Source organism: Haladaptatus rarus (genome assembly GCF_054177585.1).
Map to the genome: position 1 here is coordinate 70,952 of NZ_JBPEHG010000002.1, position 16,886 is coordinate 87,837.

16 protein-coding genes are annotated in these 16,886 nt (G+C 61.6%); 8 read left to right on the forward strand and 8 right to left on the reverse strand.

The genetic code is table 11. From position 1 onward, the window contains the following. Positions 1-4 precede the first annotated feature (4 nt). The gene (locus tag ACR3FE_RS05455) at positions 5-1,045 is read right to left on the reverse strand and encodes an AIR synthase family protein (protein ID WP_458206077.1); all 1,041 of its coding nucleotides are present in this window, start codon (positions 1,043-1,045) and stop codon (positions 5-7) included. A 99-nt stretch (positions 1,046-1,144) separates the two neighbouring features. Between ACR3FE_RS05455 and ACR3FE_RS05460 the strand changes: the two genes are divergently transcribed. The 3 genes from ACR3FE_RS05460 to nucS all read left to right on the forward strand — a co-directional run bounded on the left by ACR3FE_RS05460 (position 1,145) and on the right by nucS (position 3,327). Beyond that, the gene (locus tag ACR3FE_RS05460; protein WP_458206718.1) at positions 1,145-1,909 is read left to right on the forward strand and encodes an NAD-dependent epimerase/dehydratase family protein; all 765 of its coding nucleotides are present in this window, start codon (positions 1,145-1,147) and stop codon (positions 1,907-1,909) included. Positions 1,910-1,990: 81 nt separating this feature from the next. Further along, positions 1,991-2,551 carry a DUF6735 family protein gene (locus tag ACR3FE_RS05465; RefSeq protein ID WP_458206078.1) on the forward strand — a complete coding sequence of 187 codons (561 nt, stop codon included), beginning with the start codon at positions 1,991-1,993 and terminating at the stop codon, positions 2,549-2,551. 41 nt (positions 2,552-2,592) lie between these two features. Next, a complete protein-coding gene (gene nucS, locus ACR3FE_RS05470; protein WP_458206079.1) occupies positions 2,593-3,327 on the forward strand; it encodes an endonuclease NucS in 735 nt (244 codons plus the stop codon). On the opposite strand, the gene mutS is transcribed toward nucS, so the two are convergent. From mutS to ACR3FE_RS05485, 3 genes are all read right to left on the reverse strand, one after another. Beyond that, positions 3,324-5,945: a DNA mismatch repair protein MutS gene (gene mutS / locus ACR3FE_RS05475; protein ID WP_458206080.1), complete on the reverse strand. Its 2,622-nt coding sequence runs from the start codon at positions 5,943-5,945 to the stop codon at positions 3,324-3,326. The genes nucS and mutS overlap by 4 nt on opposite strands. A gap of 184 nt (positions 5,946-6,129) precedes the next feature. Continuing rightward, positions 6,130-7,809, reverse strand: coding sequence for a PAS domain-containing protein (locus ACR3FE_RS05480; RefSeq protein WP_458206081.1), 1,680 nt, complete (start codon positions 7,807-7,809; stop codon positions 6,130-6,132). A 263-nt stretch (positions 7,810-8,072) separates the two neighbouring features. Continuing rightward, the gene (locus tag ACR3FE_RS05485) at positions 8,073-8,705 is read right to left on the reverse strand and encodes a DsbA family oxidoreductase (RefSeq protein WP_458206082.1); all 633 of its coding nucleotides are present in this window, start codon (positions 8,703-8,705) and stop codon (positions 8,073-8,075) included. A 183-nt stretch (positions 8,706-8,888) separates the two neighbouring features. Between ACR3FE_RS05485 and ACR3FE_RS05490 the strand changes: the two genes are divergently transcribed. From ACR3FE_RS05490 to ACR3FE_RS05500, 3 genes are read left to right on the forward strand one after another with little or no spacing between them, the layout of a single operon-like run. Continuing rightward, positions 8,889-9,212 carry a DUF7471 family protein gene (locus ACR3FE_RS05490; RefSeq protein ID WP_458206083.1) on the forward strand — a complete coding sequence of 108 codons (324 nt, stop codon included), beginning with the start codon at positions 8,889-8,891 and terminating at the stop codon, positions 9,210-9,212. Beyond that, the gene (locus ACR3FE_RS05495; RefSeq protein WP_458206084.1) at positions 9,209-9,721 is read left to right on the forward strand and encodes a winged helix-turn-helix transcriptional regulator; all 513 of its coding nucleotides are present in this window, start codon (positions 9,209-9,211) and stop codon (positions 9,719-9,721) included. Before ACR3FE_RS05490 ends, ACR3FE_RS05495 begins: the two co-directional genes overlap by 4 nt. Before the next feature lie 30 nt (positions 9,722-9,751). Further along, positions 9,752-10,945: an NAD(P)/FAD-dependent oxidoreductase gene (locus tag ACR3FE_RS05500; protein WP_458206085.1), complete on the forward strand. Its 1,194-nt coding sequence runs from the start codon at positions 9,752-9,754 to the stop codon at positions 10,943-10,945. Between the two features lie 6 nt (positions 10,946-10,951). On the opposite strand, the gene ACR3FE_RS05505 is transcribed toward ACR3FE_RS05500, so the two are convergent. The 4 genes from ACR3FE_RS05505 to ubaA all read right to left on the reverse strand — a co-directional run bounded on the left by ACR3FE_RS05505 (position 10,952) and on the right by ubaA (position 14,776). Then, positions 10,952-12,127 (reverse strand): hypothetical protein, encoded by a 1,176-nt coding sequence (locus ACR3FE_RS05505; protein ID WP_458206086.1) that lies wholly within the window; start codon positions 12,125-12,127, stop codon positions 10,952-10,954. A 212-nt stretch (positions 12,128-12,339) separates the two neighbouring features. Then, positions 12,340-12,906 carry a DoxX family protein gene (locus ACR3FE_RS05510; protein ID WP_458206087.1) on the reverse strand — a complete coding sequence of 189 codons (567 nt, stop codon included), beginning with the start codon at positions 12,904-12,906 and terminating at the stop codon, positions 12,340-12,342. A 338-nt stretch (positions 12,907-13,244) separates the two neighbouring features. Next, the gene (locus tag ACR3FE_RS05515) at positions 13,245-13,811 is read right to left on the reverse strand and encodes a DoxX family protein (protein WP_458206088.1); all 567 of its coding nucleotides are present in this window, start codon (positions 13,809-13,811) and stop codon (positions 13,245-13,247) included. Positions 13,812-13,957: 146 nt separating this feature from the next. Then, positions 13,958-14,776, reverse strand: coding sequence for an SAMP-activating enzyme E1 (ubaA, locus tag ACR3FE_RS05520; protein WP_458206089.1), 819 nt, complete (start codon positions 14,774-14,776; stop codon positions 13,958-13,960). A gap of 198 nt (positions 14,777-14,974) precedes the next feature. Here ubaA and ACR3FE_RS05525 point away from each other — a divergent pair, with 198 nt between their 5' ends. Both ACR3FE_RS05525 and ACR3FE_RS05530 read left to right on the forward strand, forming a co-directional pair. Further along, positions 14,975-15,991, forward strand: coding sequence for an NADP-dependent oxidoreductase (locus tag ACR3FE_RS05525; RefSeq protein ID WP_458206090.1), 1,017 nt, complete (start codon positions 14,975-14,977; stop codon positions 15,989-15,991). Positions 15,992-16,066: 75 nt separating this feature from the next. Continuing rightward, positions 16,067-16,759, forward strand: coding sequence for a hypothetical protein (locus ACR3FE_RS05530; protein ID WP_458206091.1), 693 nt, complete (start codon positions 16,067-16,069; stop codon positions 16,757-16,759). The last annotated feature ends 127 nt before the right edge of the window (positions 16,760-16,886 follow it).

Consider the following 16,886-nt stretch of genomic DNA (forward strand, 5'->3'; position numbering starts at 1 on the left):
GTGTTCACTCCCGGTCGGCGTACTCGGCGAACACCTGCCACGAGGGGTCGACGTCGGGATGCTCGATTCGACTTCCATCGACGTAGACTCCATCGCCCTCGGTTACCGTACCCATTTCGGCCGCCGGGATTCCGGCGTCGTCCAGTGCAGCGAGCACGTCGCCTGCGCCCGCTGATTCGACGGTCAGAACCAGCGTTCCCTCCGTCGTCGATTCCCATGGGTCGATGTCGAAGAACTCGCAGGCTTCCAGCACGCCCGGCAGGACGGGTACGTCGTCGTGGGACACGTCGAATCGAACGCTTGCCGCACGGGCCATCTCGACCAGCGCGCCGTGGATTCCACACTCCGTGGCGTCGTGCATCGCGGTCACCGGCCCCGCCTCCGCCACGATGAGCGCATCCTCGACCGGACTCATGTCGTAGAACCGGTCTTTCGCCGCGTCGATGTCCTCCTGCGGGAGTTCGACGTGTTCCTCGAACAGCGTGACGAGAAATCCCGCCGCCTCGACGCCCGGCCCTTTCGTGACTATGACGCGGTCGCCGGGACGCGCGCCGTCCGGTCGTACGAGATTCTCGCGGTTGCCGACCGCGAGCGTCGTCGCCCCGCCAACCCACGGGTACTGACATCCCGTGTAGCGGGCCGTGTGGCCGGTTACGATGCTGACGCCCAGTTCTCGGGCCTCACGGTCGAACGTCTTCCAGACGGTAGCGAACTCCTCGTCCGTGATCTCCGGCGGCAGGTTGAAATCGACTGCAAGGTGGGTGGGGCGCAAGCCGCTCACCGCCACGTCGCTCATCACGACGTGGAAGGCGAACCACGCCGCGCGCTCGAAGCCGAGTTCTGGGAGGATCGAGATGGGGTCGGTGGCGAGAGCGACGACTTGCTGGCCGACTCCATTGACATCGTGGCCCACCGAACCAATCTCGATGACCCCAAAATCCACCCCGTGTTTCGGGCCGAGTGTTACGTCGTCGCGCTCCGCGCCGAGGTAGGGATAGATGTGCTCGTCGAAGAAGTCGCGGTCTACCTTCCCGAGGTCGGTCATACCCGAACTATCTGCCAGTGGCACTAATCGGTGGTGGTTCGGTCGGTGGGGAGTTCGCTGGCCGGGAGCTATACGTCGCAGGACGCCCATCTCGCCGACATGACACGGATAGCAGTGACGGGTGCGGCAGGCAACGTTGGGCGCGAGTCATTGGCGGCGCTCGAAGAGTACGACGTGACGCCAATCACCCACAGGGAGCACGACGACATCGACGGCGAAGTGTGCGACGTCACCGACGACGAGGCCCTCGCCGACGTGCTCGAAGGCCACGACGTCGTCGTCCATCTCGCCGCGAATCCGTCACCGGAGGCCGACTGGCGGAGCACGGTGGACGTGAACATCGAAGGGACGCACAACGTCTTCGAGGCCGCACGCGAACACGACCTCCAGCGAGTCGTCTTCGCCTCGTCGAACCACGCGGTCGGGATGTACAACGCTGCCGACCCATCCGAGACGGAGACGATGGTCACCGACGGGGCTCATCCCGTCTATCCGGACGACCCGCCACGTCCGGACTCCTACTACGGCGTGAGCAAGGTGACCGGCGAGGCCCTCGGTACCTACTACGCCGACCGCCACGGCATCGAGGTCGTCAACCTCCGAATCGGCTGGCTCCTCTCGGAAGAGGACCTCCGAGCGGAGCAGGACGAATCTGCCGAACACGCCCATTTCGCCCGAGCGATGTGGCTCAGCCCCCGCGACTGCCGCGACGTAGTACGTGCTGCTGCGACTGCATCGCTCCCCGACACTGCCGTCACCGCTCACGCCATCTCACGCAACGACGAACGATTTCTCTCGATCCTGCAGACCGAACGAGCACTCGGGTATCGGCCTCGGGATAACGCCTCGGAAGTGCTGGACTGAACCCCTCCACCAGAGTCCTCGTCGGTCGCGTCCTTTCTCACGTATCTTCTTATACGATGACGGAACCACTGCGGCCTACCCGTGGGACATCGAGCACTCGTCGCCTACGAGCGACCCGATGGACGCTTCGACCGCCACTATGCACACTGGGGAGCGACATCTATCGCTCTCCGTCATCGAATCACGCCGAAGACCCCCTTCGCTGGCGGTATTGACGACAGATGGACGCCCGCCGTCGAACCCACGCCACGAGCGACCGGGCTTTCGTTCGAGGAGGCCGCAACCTTCGACTACCAGCAGTTCGAGGCGTTCTACTTCGTCTCCCTCGCGTGGGTCGTCACTGCGTATCTCCCGCTCTGGTTCGGTTCTGCGATAGACGGCGACGCTGTCATCGGCGTAGACACTGATATCGACGTGGATACTGGTACAGACGTAGATGTAGATACTGACGCGGGCGTTCTCGTCTCCGTCTACGATGACCGAGACGCAGCGCACGTCCGACGATGGTTTCGCGCGACGCGAGCAGTGGTCAGGGATATGGTTCGTCGTGGCGCTCTCGACGAGGAACAGGCGACAGAGTATCTCGATGCCAGGGTCACCGAGTGGGCAGGTGACCGTCGGGAGGTGATATCGATGACCTGAGGGCGGTCGGTTTTTATCCGGTCGCCAACTACCGAGTGGTAGTGACGCAGACGGATGGGAGGAACGACCCCTCCACGCTTCTGACACCGACGCATCGTGAGGCGCTGGTTCACGTCGAGGCGGCGCTCGAACGCGGCGACCTCGTAACGCTGTTCGGTCGCTGCACCGTCGAGTACGACGGGCGCGCAGAGAGCTATCTCGGGCCGGGCGACCGTCTCCTCGTGCTCAAACCCGATGGAACCACGCTCGTTCACACCGAGGAGGGTCAGAAGCCGGTCAACTGGCAACCGCCGGGCGGAATCTTCGACCCTGAACTGAACGACGGGCGACTCCTCGTTAGAAGTCGGCGACCGAACCCGGACGAATCGCTGGCGGTTCATTTCGAGCACGTGGCCCAGGTGTCGGCGTTCGACGTGACCGACGCGAAGGAACTCTCGCTCGCTGGCACCGAAGAGGATCTCCGCCAGCGTATCCTGGACGACCCGGACCTCGTGGAGAAGGGGTTCACGCCGCTGGCGACGGAGCGCCAGACGACTGCCGGGGCTATCGATATCTACGGAAAAGACGCCTCCGGAACGACGATGGTCGTGGAGCTCAAGCGCAGGCGCGTCGGGCCGGACGCCGTCGGGCAACTTCGACGATACATGGACGCGCTTCGACGAGACCTCCATGCCGGGGCGGAGATACGCGGCGTGCTGGTCGCTCCATCGGTGACCGAGCGCGCTCGGAACATGCTCGCAGAAAGCGGGTTGGAGTTCGTCTCGCTCGAACCCTAATCGAGCGACCGCTTCAGCCGGTCGAGTAACTGGAGTGCTTCGAGCGGCGTCGTGTCGGCGACGTTCGTCTGTCGGAGTTCGGCGAGTGCGTCTTCAGATGCGGCGGATACTGGCGAGGCCAGTTCCTCGCCAACCGAATCACTCTCCAGTTCGTCGTCCGTCCCTTGCCCCATCTCGTCGTCCGTCTCTCCCTTCATCTCGTCCGTCCGTCGTTCGTCGTCGAGCAGTTTCTTCGACCGCTGGATAACGTCGTCCGGGACGCCTGCGAGCTGTGCGACTTCGACCCCGTAAGAGGCGGTCGTCGCCCCGGATGCGACGCTATGCTCGAAGACGACCTCGCCGTCGTGTTCGGTCGCTCCGAAGTGCAAGTTGATGGCATCGGGAAGGCTGTCGGCGACAGCCGTGAGGTCGTGGTGGTGCGTGGCGAACAGCGTCTTCGCCTCGATCTCGTCGTGGACGTACTCGGTCACTGCCCGCGCGATAGCGAAGCCGTCGGTCGTACTCGTACCACGACCGACCTCGTCCAGTAGGATGAGCGACTGTGGTGTTGCATTCCGGAGGATATCCGCGAGTTCGGTCATCTCGACCATGAACGTCGAGCGCCCGCCAGCGATGTCGTCGCTCGCCCCGACACGGGTGAAGATGCGGTCGACCAGTCCAATCCGGGCCTCGTCGGCGGGGACGAAACTGCCGACCTGTGCGAGCAGGGTGATGAGCGCGACCTGGCGCATGTACGTCGATTTCCCCGACATGTTCGGGCCGGTGATGACCGCCAGGGTATCGCTGTCGAGGTGGGTATCGTTCGGGACGAACGACGTTTCGGTTCGTTCGACAACCGGGTGTCGGCCATTCTGAACGTCGATTCCCTCGCCGCCGACCTCGGGGCGCGAGTAACCGTGCTTGGCGGCGACTTCGGCGAGCGAGACGAGTACGTCGAGTTCGGCCAGCGTGTCGGCGAGCGCCTGCACTCGCTCGGACTCCTCGGCGACGGCGTCGCGTACCTCGCGGAACAGGTCGTATTCGAGGTCGTCGGCGCGCTGTTCGGCCCGAACGATCTCGTCCTCGCGCTCTTTGAGTTCCGGCGTGTAGAATCGCTCGGAGTTCTTGAGCGTCTGTCGTCGCGTGTAATCTTCGGGCACTTTGTCGAGGTTGGGGTCCGTCACCTCGATGTAGTATCCGTGCACCTGGTTGTAGCCAACTTTGAGCGAGCCGATCCCCGTTCGCTCGCGTTCGCTCGCTTCGAGGTCTTCGATCCACGCTTTGCCCGACCGTTCTGTCTCACGAAGTTGGTCGAGTTCGTCGTCGTAGCCCGACTTGATGACTCCGCCTTCGGTGACTTCGATAGGTGGTTCGTCGCAGATGGCTCGTCCGATTCGGTCACGAACGTCGGCCATCTCGTCGAGGTTATCTCGGAGGGTCGTCAGCTTCGGTGACTCTACGTCGGTCATTGCCTCGGCAACGTCCGGCACCACGTCGAGCGTCTCCTTCAGCGAACGCAGGTCGCGGGCGTTCGCCCGGCCACGCGCGACGCGGGAGATGAGGCGCTCGATGTCGTACACGTCTCGGAGGAGGTCGTGAATCTCTTCGCGTGCAAGCACGCGCGTCGTCCACTCGTCGACGGCGTCGAGTCGCGCTTCGATTCGGTCGGGTTCGAGCAGGGGCCTGCGAAGCCAATCTTTCAGTTTTCGGCTACCGAGCGCACAGGCGGTTTCGTCGAGTACGCCGACGAGCGTCGCGTCTTCCTGTCCATGAACCGCTCGCGGTTCGAACAGTTCGAGGCTCGCGAGTGCGACGGCGTCGAGCAGCATGTACGACCGGGGATCGTATCGAGTGAGGTGGTTGAGATAGTCGAGATGGCCTTCCTCACCGCCACGGACGTACTCGGCGTACGCGAGGAGCGCACCACACGCTCGAACCTCTGCGTCGGTGGCGAGCAGTCGCTCGGGCGGACCGAAGTACTCCGCGACGAGGTCGCCCGCGCTGTCGATTTCGAAGGCCGATTCGTCGTGATTCGAGACCATGCAATCGGCGTCGAAGGGCGTCCGGGGTGCGTCGGGCGCGACGATGGCCTCTGCGGGTGCGAAGCGACCAACTTCGTCACGGACTTCGCTCTCGGTTTCGACCGTCGTCGCGTAGAAGTCGCCGGTCGAAACGTCGAGGACGGCCAGCCCGTACCCGTCGTCGTGGGTGAGGCTCGCGACGAAGTTGTTGTCGTCGGTGTGTAGCAGTTCGTCCTCGGTGAGCGTCCCCGGCGTGACGACTCGCGTGACGGCTCGTTCGACTACGCCGGAAGCCTCGTCGGGGTCTTGAACCTGATCTGCGACGGCGACGCGATACCCTGCGTCGAGGAGCGTCTCGATGTACGATTCGGCGTTGTCGATGGGGATTCCCGACATCGGGTACGTCCCGGTGCTGTCCTCGCGTTTCGTGAGTGTGATCTCCAGGAGACGGGAGGTTCGTTCCGCCGCCTCGCAGAACGTCTCGTAGAAGTCGCCTACCTGAAACAGCACCAGCGAGTCTTCGTACTGCCGACACAGCTCGAAATACTGGCGCATCATCGGCGTCAGCTCGTCGCTGTTTTCGGCCATCTTTTCGGGTGCCCCGAGCGCCGCGTCCATGCGAGAAACCCAGTGCGTGCGGGGCAATAAGCGCCCGGAATCGAACGTCGGTCTATAGGTACAGGGAATGGAAACTGAGCCGACTCCATTCCCTTTTCTCACTCACCGGTAACCCCTCGTTGCCGGGGTTTTAGCGGTCTTTGTCGTTGTTCGAACATGCTCCAAAACGGTACCTTCCAGCTCGTCACCGAACGTCTTTGAACTCGAAGCGTGCCCCGCCGGAGGCACTCTCCGTTATCGTACACTCCCAGTCATACACTTTGGTGATCTCCCGGACAAACGCTAACCCTAATCCCGTTCCGCCGTACTCGGCTGCCGACGTGTATCCCACTTCGAACACCGTCTCTCGGTTCTCTGCTGGGATTCCAGAACCATCGTCGGCTACGTAAAATCCAGTGGGTAACTCACCGACTTCGACGGTAACATCGCTCCCACCGTGTTCGATCGCATTCTCGAACAGATTCCGGAAGAGATGCCAGATGTACGTCCCGTCCGCCTGTATCGTAACATCGATATTCGCCGATAGCGTCGCATCATCGGTGTCGATCGAATCCCATGCAGCCTCGACTGCGTTTGTCAGTTGCACCGACTGGCGCTCGCCAACGGCCGCTCGCCCTTGCGTCACCACCAGCATGATGTCGATCATATCCTCGATACGGTCGAACGCCTCCGTGATGTACTCGACCACTTCCGGGTCGACGTCGTCCGGAAGCTCGTAACAGTACATCTGGCCGATGGCAACTGGGTTCCTGAGTTCGTGGGCGAGCATACTCGCAAAACTGTCTAGACGTTCATTGGCCTGTTCTAGTTTCCCGACCGTCTCTTCGAGTTTCCGCTCGTGCCTCATGCGCTCGGTGATGTCCAGTGAAGCAGAGGTGAGGCCGACGATCTCCCCAGACTCGTCGCGGAGCGGTTCGACCGTGAGGTCGTACGACACCAAACCACTCGGCAACTCGTAGGTCACCTCCTCGCGGACGCGCTCGCCGGTCTCCAATGCTTCTCGCTTCGGTGCCATGATGGTCTCTGCTGCGTCCGGTGGTAATAGTTCGTCGTCGCGTTTTCCGAGGACGTCTACCTCCTCAAAATCTTCGTGGGGATTGCCGATCCACGTATAGCGGAGGTTCGTATCTAATCTGAACGCGACGAGCGGCGAGTTCGCCAATGCCACGCGAAAATGCTCTTTCTCGGTTCGGAGTTCGGACTCTAATCGCTCACGCTGCTGTTCGAGTTGGTTGATTCGTGCTTTGTGCTTCGTGATGTCCTGGACGACGATGAGCACCTGCTCACTACCTTCATTGTCGGTGAATCCGAGTGTACCGTTCACCGAAAGCCAGCGGCGATACCCAGCAGGTGTTTCGACCTGAACCTCTTGGGCGAACACTGGTTCATCGGTTCTTGCGGCGCGGGCAAGCGGAAGTTGTTCTGGAGGAAGAAGTGTCCCATCACTGTCGTAGACTGGCCGATCGAATGCGGTCGCTTTCATCTCTCTATCGTCGGCGATGCCAAGGAGGGTTTTCGCCCGGTCGTTCACATGACAAAGCGTTCCTTCGGGGGTGAACATAGCAACGCCGATGGGAGTCGTATCGGGGAGTTGGGCGCTTAGTGGCAGATTCCCAGCGCGTTCCTGGTCGGACTCGGTATGAGCGGATAAAGTGGGGGCGACCCACCAGACGCGGATCTGAGCGCCAACCATCTTGGTGTAAACCTGACCCTGTTCGGCGAGTTTGTGGAGTGCCTTCGAAACTCGCTGTCGGGAGCATCGTAATGTCTCCGCGACTTCGCTCGCGGTTACGGGTTCATGCATCACCTCGGTTGCGGTGATGGCCGCGAGCACCCTCGCACGCGTAATCCCCTCAGAAGTCATAGATACGCTTGGTTTGTGGGATAATTATGCTTTTTCGCCAATAAGATACAATGTTTGCATCCATAAATAACGTCGCGTAACGTTCTATGAGGGTGGGTGGTGGTACGAGATCGAATGATACGCATCTGCTGTTGCGTCCACTATCCGTAGCATAAACCTGTCTACTGTGTCCTCGGTTTGCCCACACCGCGGCTGATGCTCGCCCCACCAAGTATCATCAATGTTACAACTAATCGACCGAGAAACAGGACCGCTGATCTTCGTTAGACTCCTTCGACGAGTCGCTCCAACTGTTCCGGCGGAACCGCCCCACGTGCCGCATGCCCATCGTAGGCGAACGTCGGGACACCCGTCACACCACGCTGCTGCGCTTCTGCGAATCTCTCTTCGACCTCCTCGCGGAGCGTCTCATCGTCGAGGGCAGACCGAATCTCGTCGCCGTCGATACCGGCTTCTTCTGCGATGTCCACCAATAGCTCTTCGTCCCCGATGTCCTCACCCCCTTGCCACAGCGCCGCGAAGATGGCTTCGTCGAATTCGAGCCACGTCTCGTCGTCGTAGTGCTCTTTGATGTAGTAGGACGCGATCTGTGCTGGCAGTGAATCGACGTCCGTAGCTATCTCCTGTTCCATCTCCACGTCGTACCGCTCCTGCAATCGCCGGACGTTCTCACGCGCTCGTTCGAAGTACTCCTCGTCTTTTCCGTCGTCCACGTCGTGGTTTATCTCGCCGTCGGGCCCACGTTTCCCCGAACGGAGGTCGAACGGATGCCAATCGATGTCGAGTTCTTCGTCCCTCGATTCCTGGTACTGTTTCAGGGAGTGACGGCCAAGGTAACAGAACGGGCAGACGTAGTCCGAAAAAATCGTCAACGTGTCTTCGTCGGTTGCACTCATACGCTTTCTTTGTGGTTGGAGTGGCAAAAGTGCGTCACTCGAAGCGATGTCTTCCGGTTTATGACCGCGTCTGCATCGTTCGATGCTCCGCGTTCTATCGAGCGTCTCGTACCAGTTCGACTTCGGCGACTCGTAGTGGGTAAACCGAACGACTGAGATACGTCGAGCACGAAACGGTGATAGATGGCTCTCGTGGCCCTCCCGCTTCACGCCCTCGCGTCCGATGGCAATCTGCTCCTTCCAGCAGTCATCTCGTTGGCCGCACTGGGGTCGGTGCTCGTTCTCGCGCTCTCGTTGGTGGCGTTTCGACAGCGACGCACACTCCCCTATCTGCTGGTGACGCTGGCGTTCGCAGCACTGGCGGGGCGGGCACTCGTCGGTGGGCTGACGACCGCGAACTACCTCGCAGGGGGGGCACACCACCTCGCGGAACACGCGCTGGACGTGGTCGTCATCGCCCTGCTCGTCGGCGCGGTGTACTACACGCGGAGGGTGGAGACGCGATGACAGAGACACGGAGCCGGATCGAACGATGCGTCGAATCACGCCCCGGCGTCCACTTCAACGACCTCGTCCGACGGTCTGGGTTCGCCCCCGGTCAAGTCCAGTACCACCTCCGGGACTTGCTCGCCGATAACCGACTCACGAGCGAGCACCTGTACGGTAAGACCCACTACTACCCGCCGGAGTACGACGAATGGCAACGGTCGGCGCTCGCCCTGCTCCGCCGCGAAACCGCCCGCGACGTGCTCGTATCGCTGCTAGAACACGAGTCGGCTCGTCCTGCGACGCTCGCGGACGAACTCGGCATCGCTCGGAGCACGCTCGAATGGCACGTCGACCACCTCGTCAAACAAGATCTCGTCGAAAAGCGACGTGACGAGAAGAATCGCGTGAGGCTCGTTCCGACTCGCCCCGAGGAGACGGCCCGTCTCCTGGCTGTCGTCACGCCGTCGCTTCCGGAGCGCATGGTGGATCGGTTCACGCGCCTCGTCGACGACCTGTTGGCCGAGTAACTTTTCTCCCGTCGCTGTGTATCCAATTCGATGCGACCCCGGAACTCGATGTGTCCCGGCCCCCGGAATACCGCTGTCGTCGTGGGTGGTGCGATGGGCGGGCTCGCCGCAGCCCACGCGCTGGATCGTATCGGCTACGATGTGACGCTCTACGAACGCCAGCGATACGACCGGAAGCGAGTCAACTGTGGCGAAGCGATGACTACCGTCTCCGCCATCCCACTCGATACGACGACCGAGAACGGGTTCCTGAATCGTGTCCCGGCCTTCGAAGTGGCGGTTCGCGTCGGTGACAATCTCGGCGAGCCGGGAATCTTCCCGTCCCGGGATGGGTACATCACCGACCGGAACGTGGTCGAACGAAGTTGGGCCGAGCGACTGGAAGCGAGAGGTGTGACCGTCGAGGACGGCCACGGCGTGTCGAAGGCCGAGTTCCGAGAGTTCGGTCGAACACACGATCTCGTGGTGGACGCGACCGGCCAACCATCGCTGGCGAGTAAGGTTCGCGGAACTACCGACGAGTACACCGGGCGGATGACTGCGCTCAATGCAGACGTGACGGGTGATTTCTCCGACCTCTATCCTCACGGCAGGATCGTTTTCGCGGACTATCTCGGCTACGAGTGGGCGTTTCCGAAGACCGAGAATCGTGCGAACGTCGGCGTCGGCTGGCACGAACGCGACGTTCCTGACGACTACTTCGGTGCGTTCCAGTCCGCCTGCGAGCGAAACGGGTGGCCCGCCCCCGACCGAAGCCGGACGAACGTCGCGATCATCCCACGCGGGCCGAGTCTCGATCCCGACCAGATCTACCTACCCGAACTCGATGTCGTTCGCGTCGGTGACGCTGCTGGCATCGCCAACCGCTTCACGGGAAAGGGAATCTCACAGGCCATCCACTCCGCGAACCTACTCGCGGAGTGTGTCACGGCTGGCAACCTCGCGGCGTATCCACGCCGTCTCCACCGAGAGATGCGCTTCGAATATCTCCTCTCGTCGCTCACCACGACAGTCCTCGCGGAGGGTCGAAACGACCTCCTCTCGGAGATGGTGACTGTTGCATCCGGGATCGACATCGAAGATATCGACCGACACGCGGTGAAGACGCTGTCGCTACTCCCTCGTCATCCATCACTGGCACTGCGACTGCTCACGGTTCACGCAGTCCGAAAGTCGGTGTGGTCTGCGATCTGTGACCGATGGGAGTACGATACGAAGGAGTAGGCGTCGTTACTCGTTTTGCACGCCGAACCAGACCAGATTCCCGGCCAGGAGGACGATGCTGGTGACGAAGAAGAGCGCCCCCACCGGCGACGCCAGATCGATGAACAGCCAGTAGAGGGGGGCTGCAGCAGACGGACCGACCGACACCACGGCGAGTTCCGAGATGATGGGACCACAGCAACAGCAGGCGTTGGGTGCGGCGACGGCTGCCGTCCCGGAGGTGACTTCGCTGGTGCCGGTTCGCGTGCCACCCTGCCACTGGTACGCGATGACTGTACCGTTCAGTCCGACGAGCACGGCGACCACTCCGATCTGTATCAACATGCCGAGCGAGAACACGCCAGCGAGCGGGATCTGCGGGATGCTGAACTCCACGGCAGTCCAGTAGACCAGCGGATTGGCGACTGGAATCGTCGTGACGAACGCTCCTTCAGGCACACCGACGCCGTGCTCCGGAACGAAGGTGAGCATCCCCATCGAGAAGGCGAAGAACAGTCCAGCGAGGACGCCCGTTCCGACTCCGAACCAGCGAGCAGGGCGGTCGCTGACGACCAACGAGAGAGGTTCGGATGCATCGCGCCAGAGGACGTAGCCCACGCCCAGCGGCAGGCCGAAGACGAGCAGATATCCGAGTGGGTGAGTTCGCGCACCGAATGCGTCCATCACCGCCGGATACGCGATCCACGCACCGAGCGCCATCCCGAGTCCGGCGTAGCGTGGGCGCTCGGGCCACTTCAGGCGACCAGCGACGAAGCTCCCGACCGCGATTATCGTCCCGGCTGCCAGCGTCAGTGGTTGATACCACTCCCTGCTGAGGGGTGCCTGCGACGCCCGAAGCGTCTCGACTGGCGACAACTGCACGAGTCCGACTGCTCCGGCGGCAGCGACGAACAGCCCTCCGAAGACGCCCCAAAGTGCGAGCGTCCGACGGTGTTCCCACGCGGTGCGACCGAGAAGGACACTCCCCGCGACGATTCCGACCCCCGCGAGGAGGACGACGAGCGCGAGCCACTGCGGATACGGCTGTGAGTGACCCCCGCCGTGTGCAGAAACGACAGGAACCGACCCGAAAACGGTCAGCGCGACGAGTGCTCGGCTACTCCACGCCCCCACGTTCGAGTCCATGTTTGCCTCTAACGATTCCGCCATCATGTACTCACTGATTCTGCCTGGGACTGTCATGCCGCTGAATCGTCCCATCTCGAACGGCAGTGCCGACGCCGAAATTCGGTATGTTTCGACTCGACTTCGACCATCGTCCGGTAGCGCATCGCACCGTCGATGTCGTCCTGGTAATCGTCTCGCCAGCGTTCGACGTCTCCGTTTCGTAGCTGCCGATGTTATCTCTCGTCAAAAAAGTACTCGTAGTCTTCGAAAAAGCAGAAAATCCAGCGTTATCCGAGGATGTAGCGGAGCACCGGGTAGCGTTCGACCAGTGCTTCGCCACCGACTTCGTAGCGTTCGATGAGGCTGTCCAGACCGAGGATGTGGCCTGCACCGAAGGCTGCGACGGCGAGGAACACGAGCATGTACGCGAAGTCGCCGTTGATGATGCCGTGTTCGATCTCCCAGTTGCTGAAGTAGAACATCAGCATCATAAACGCGCCCCAGAACGCCGCGAAGCGAACGAACGCGCCGACGATGAGCGCCAATCCGATGAGGAGTTCGCCCCACGGGACGGCGATGGCGAGGAAGTCAGCGAACCAGGCAGTCGTGCCCATCCACTGGAACGTGCCGTACAGCGGGCTGGCTTCCGGCACCGCGTTGGTCAGGTAGCCGGTCGCGCTGAATCCGCCCTCCGCAACTTTCACCCAGCCAGCGTGGAAGAACGCGTAGCCCATCATGAGCCGGAGTGCGAGGACGAACCACGCACTGAGGCTGTGAGCCTCACCGCGGACGGTTAGGCCGCCCAGCTTGCTTTCGAACGTGTTCGATCCAGTGTTGATTTCTTTGCTTGCCATCGTTATTCACCTACAATTTTAGAGACGACTGCAGTTCCTATATAAAGAGAAGGTGTTTCCTGTGTGATGAGAACCGTTCTCGAAACGTGGGAATCGCCCCAGTCGTGCTCATCGAAATCGTGGATAGTTATGACATGGCAACCAGGTGTTTCAGGAATCCTCATCAGTGATCTCGTCCTGGACACTCCATCACCCTTGTCGTAGATATCCCATCATGACCTTCTTCATCGGCATCTCGATACTGTCGTCGAGCCCGTCGTTCGATGACTCTCTCGAAGTCGAGTTCCGAAAAAACGAATCTGCGTCGAATGAGACGATCAGTACCGAAAAAATCGGCCTTAGCCGAGGATGTAGCGGAGCACCGGGTAGCGTTCGACCAGTGCCTGTCCGCGGACATCGATGCGTTCGATGAGGCTGTCCAGACCGAGGATGTGGCCTGCACCGAACGCCCCGATGGCGAGGAACACGAGCATGTACGCGAAGTCGCCGTTGATGATGCCGTGTTCGATCTCCCAGTTGCTGAAGTAGAACATCAGCATCATGAACGCGCCCCAGAACGCCGCGAGGCGGACGAAGGCACCCACGAGCAGGGCGAGGCCGATGAGGAGCTCGCCCCACGGGATGGCGATGGCGAGGAAGTCAGCGAACCAGGCAGTCGTACCCATCCACTGGAACGTGCCGTACAGCGGGCTGGCTTCCGGCACCGCGTTGGTCAGGTAGCCGGTCGCACTCCAGCCACTCTCCATCACTTTCACCCAGCCAGCGTGGAGGAAGGCGTAGCCCATCATGAGCCGGAGTGCGAGGACGAACCACGCACTGAGGCTGTGAGCCTCACCGCGGACGGTTAGGCCGCCCAGCCTGCTTTCGAACGTGTTTGCCTCGGTGTTGATTTGTTTAGTTGCCATCGTTCTTCACCTACATTTTGAAAGACGACTGCTGACCCCATATAAAGAGAAGGTGAATTCCATCGGCTGAGAACCGTTCTCGAAACGCGAGAATCGATAACAGGATGTCCTATGGTACCAGTTCTCAATCGTTTCGCCCAGTGAACTCAATCCGCCCGCACTGCGCACGATTCGTCGGTGTACTCCACCTCACCGATGGAGTCGATGGGATCCTCGCCGCACACTGGACACTCCGGATTCTGTCGGTACTCCACCTCTTCGAAGGTCATGTCCATCGCGTCGTAGAAGAGCATCCGACCATCCAGCACTTCGCCGATCCCGATGAGGTACTTCACTGTCTCCGTTGCCTGGATGCAGCCGACCGTACCCGGAAGCACGCCGAGGACACCCGTCGTCGCGCAATCCGCGACCATCCCTTCGGGTGGCGCTTCGGGGAACAGACACCGGTAGCACGGGCCATCCGTCGTGAACGTCGTCACCTGTCCTTCGAACTTGTAGATCGCGCCGTGGGAGAACGGCGTCTCGGTGAGCGTACACACGTCGTTGACGAGGTAGCGCGTCCGGAAGTTGTCGGTGGCGTCCACGACGAAATCGTAGTCCGTGACGAGTTCTTCGGCGTTCTCCGGTTCGACCCGCAGTTCGTGCGTCTCGACGGTCAGGTCGGGATTCAAGCCTGTGACGAACTCCGCCGCGCTCTCGACTTTGGGTCGCCCCACGTCGTCGTCCCCGTGGATGACCTGTCGCTGGAGGTTGTTTCGCTCTACCACGTCGTCGTCCGCGATGCCGAGCGTTCCGACACCCGCCGCCGCGAGGTACTCGATGACCGGTGCGCCGAGACCACCTGCACCGACGACGAGGACGGAGGAATCCAGGAGCGCCTGCTGGCCCTCCGGCCCCACTTCGTCCATGATGATGTGCCGGGAGTAGCGGTCGAGCTGTGTCGGGTCGAGCGAGAGGCCGCTCATGTCCGTTCGTTGGTCACATCGGGCAATAAACCCGTGGTTCGAGGCTGTCGAAGGTGCGTGACCTGCTACAGTTCTCCCCTACCGCAATCCTCAGTCCCTCTTGCAACGATTCCCGCAGCGCCCTCTTGTCCCAGTTCCCTCCTGCCATATTTCTCTCCTACCACAGTGCCCTTGGTCTCTCCGCGTGTACGCCCGCGTATGGCTACCAACCGGAAGTTCCTGCTGTCGAAGCGCCCGGAGGGAACACCCGACCGCGATACGTTCGAGTTGGTCGAAGAGGGCGTTCCAGAACCGGGGCCGGGCGAAGCACTCGTTCGGACGCTGTACCTCTCGGTCGATCCGTACATGCGCGGGCGAATGCGCGCGCGAGAATCGTACGCCGAGCCGTGGGACGTCGGAGACCCGCTACAGGGTGGTGTCGTCGCTGAGGTTGTCGAATCCAACGGTGCGGGCTTCGAAGAGGGCGACGTGGTCGCCGGAAACCTCCAGTGGGCCGACTACGTGAGCGCACCCGGTAGTTCCCTCCAGCGCGTGAACCCAGACTTCGCTCCCGTCTCTACCGCTCTCGGCGTCCTCGGGATGCCCGGCCGAACCGCCTACTTTGGGATGCGAGAGGTGGCCGAACCGGAAGCGGGCGACACCGTCGTCGTCTCCGGCGCGGCGGGTGCGGTGGGGTCGGTCGCAGGCCAGATAGCGAGGCTATCTGGTGCGCGTGTCGCCGGATTCGCGGGGTCGGACGAGAAGGTCGCGTTCCTCGAAGACGAGTGTGGCTTCGACGTGGGAATCAACTACAAGCAGACGGACGACTACGGGGCGGCCCTGAACGATGCCGCACCCGATGGCGTGGACGTCTACTTCGACAACGTCGGTGGCGAGATAACCGACGCCGTCTTCTCGAAGCTGAACGTGGACGCGCGGGTGGCCATCTGCGGGCAGATCGCACTCTACAACGAGGAGTCGATTCCGACCGGGCCACGCAAACTCGGGACACTCATCGAGACACGCGCGCGCGTGCAGGGCTTCCTCGTCAGCGATTTCGCACCTCGATTCGAGCAGGCGACGCGACAGTTAGCCGAGTGGGTTTCGTCGGACGACGTGGCGTATCGAGAAACTGTGACCGAGGGCTTGGAAAACGCCCCTGATGCGTTCTTGGGGCTGTTCGAAGGGGAGAACATCGGCAAGCAGTTGGTGAAGGTCGGCGAGCGCGAGGAGTAGTCGGCCACGCAATCCGTTCTCCCACAGCTGTCAAGCCACAGAAAATATTTACGAAGACAAAGGTTAGCCGATGGTATGTCACCGCCCGCCTCTCGCGTTTCCCGACGCACCCTCCTCATGACAATGACGTCGGGGTCGCTCGTGTTCGCTACTGGCTGCCTCGGCGATGTGTCGCCGTCCCGATCTGTCGGCGGGACAAGTACGCAGCCGACCGAAACGGACACGGCGGCCGAGACGACTCCGTCGCACCAGCCGACCCAGTCCACGACCACCGCCGACGAGTGGCGACGTTGCGACCAGCCGACCACGCCGACGCCGCCGAAGATGACAACCATCACGACGAGCGATCGTGTCGCCCCGAAGTCGTACCCCGAACCGCCGGAACGACTCGCACGCGAACCAGTTGTCACGTTCGTGAAAGCGACCGAGCGAGCGTACAAGACCAACGAGATCCTCCGAACCGAAGGCAGTCGATTCGCCACGCTCACGTACGTCGATATCACGGGGCTCTCTGTCGCCGACGTGAACCGCGTCGACGGCGGATTCGTTGTCCACGTTATCGTCGACTTCGGCTACGGGAAACACCGTGGAGACGGGACGACGACTGCATCCAGCGTCCACGCCGATGGGTCGGCGAAGGTCAGCTACTTCGTCGCCAACCACATCGTCCGGCGCGTCGAAGCTGACCGATACGAGTTCGTGAACCCGACCGAGGCGCACGACGGCGTGGTGCTCTGGTGTACGCCCGACTCTACCGATTCTGCATGACCGACGAGACAAACTAACAAGCAGATTACAATAATGCGTTTCAGCGAGGCTTTTACTGTCGACATGCTGTAATCTATCGCCACAGCTGATACCTCCGCAGCAGTCCGATCACGACCACGGAGTAGAT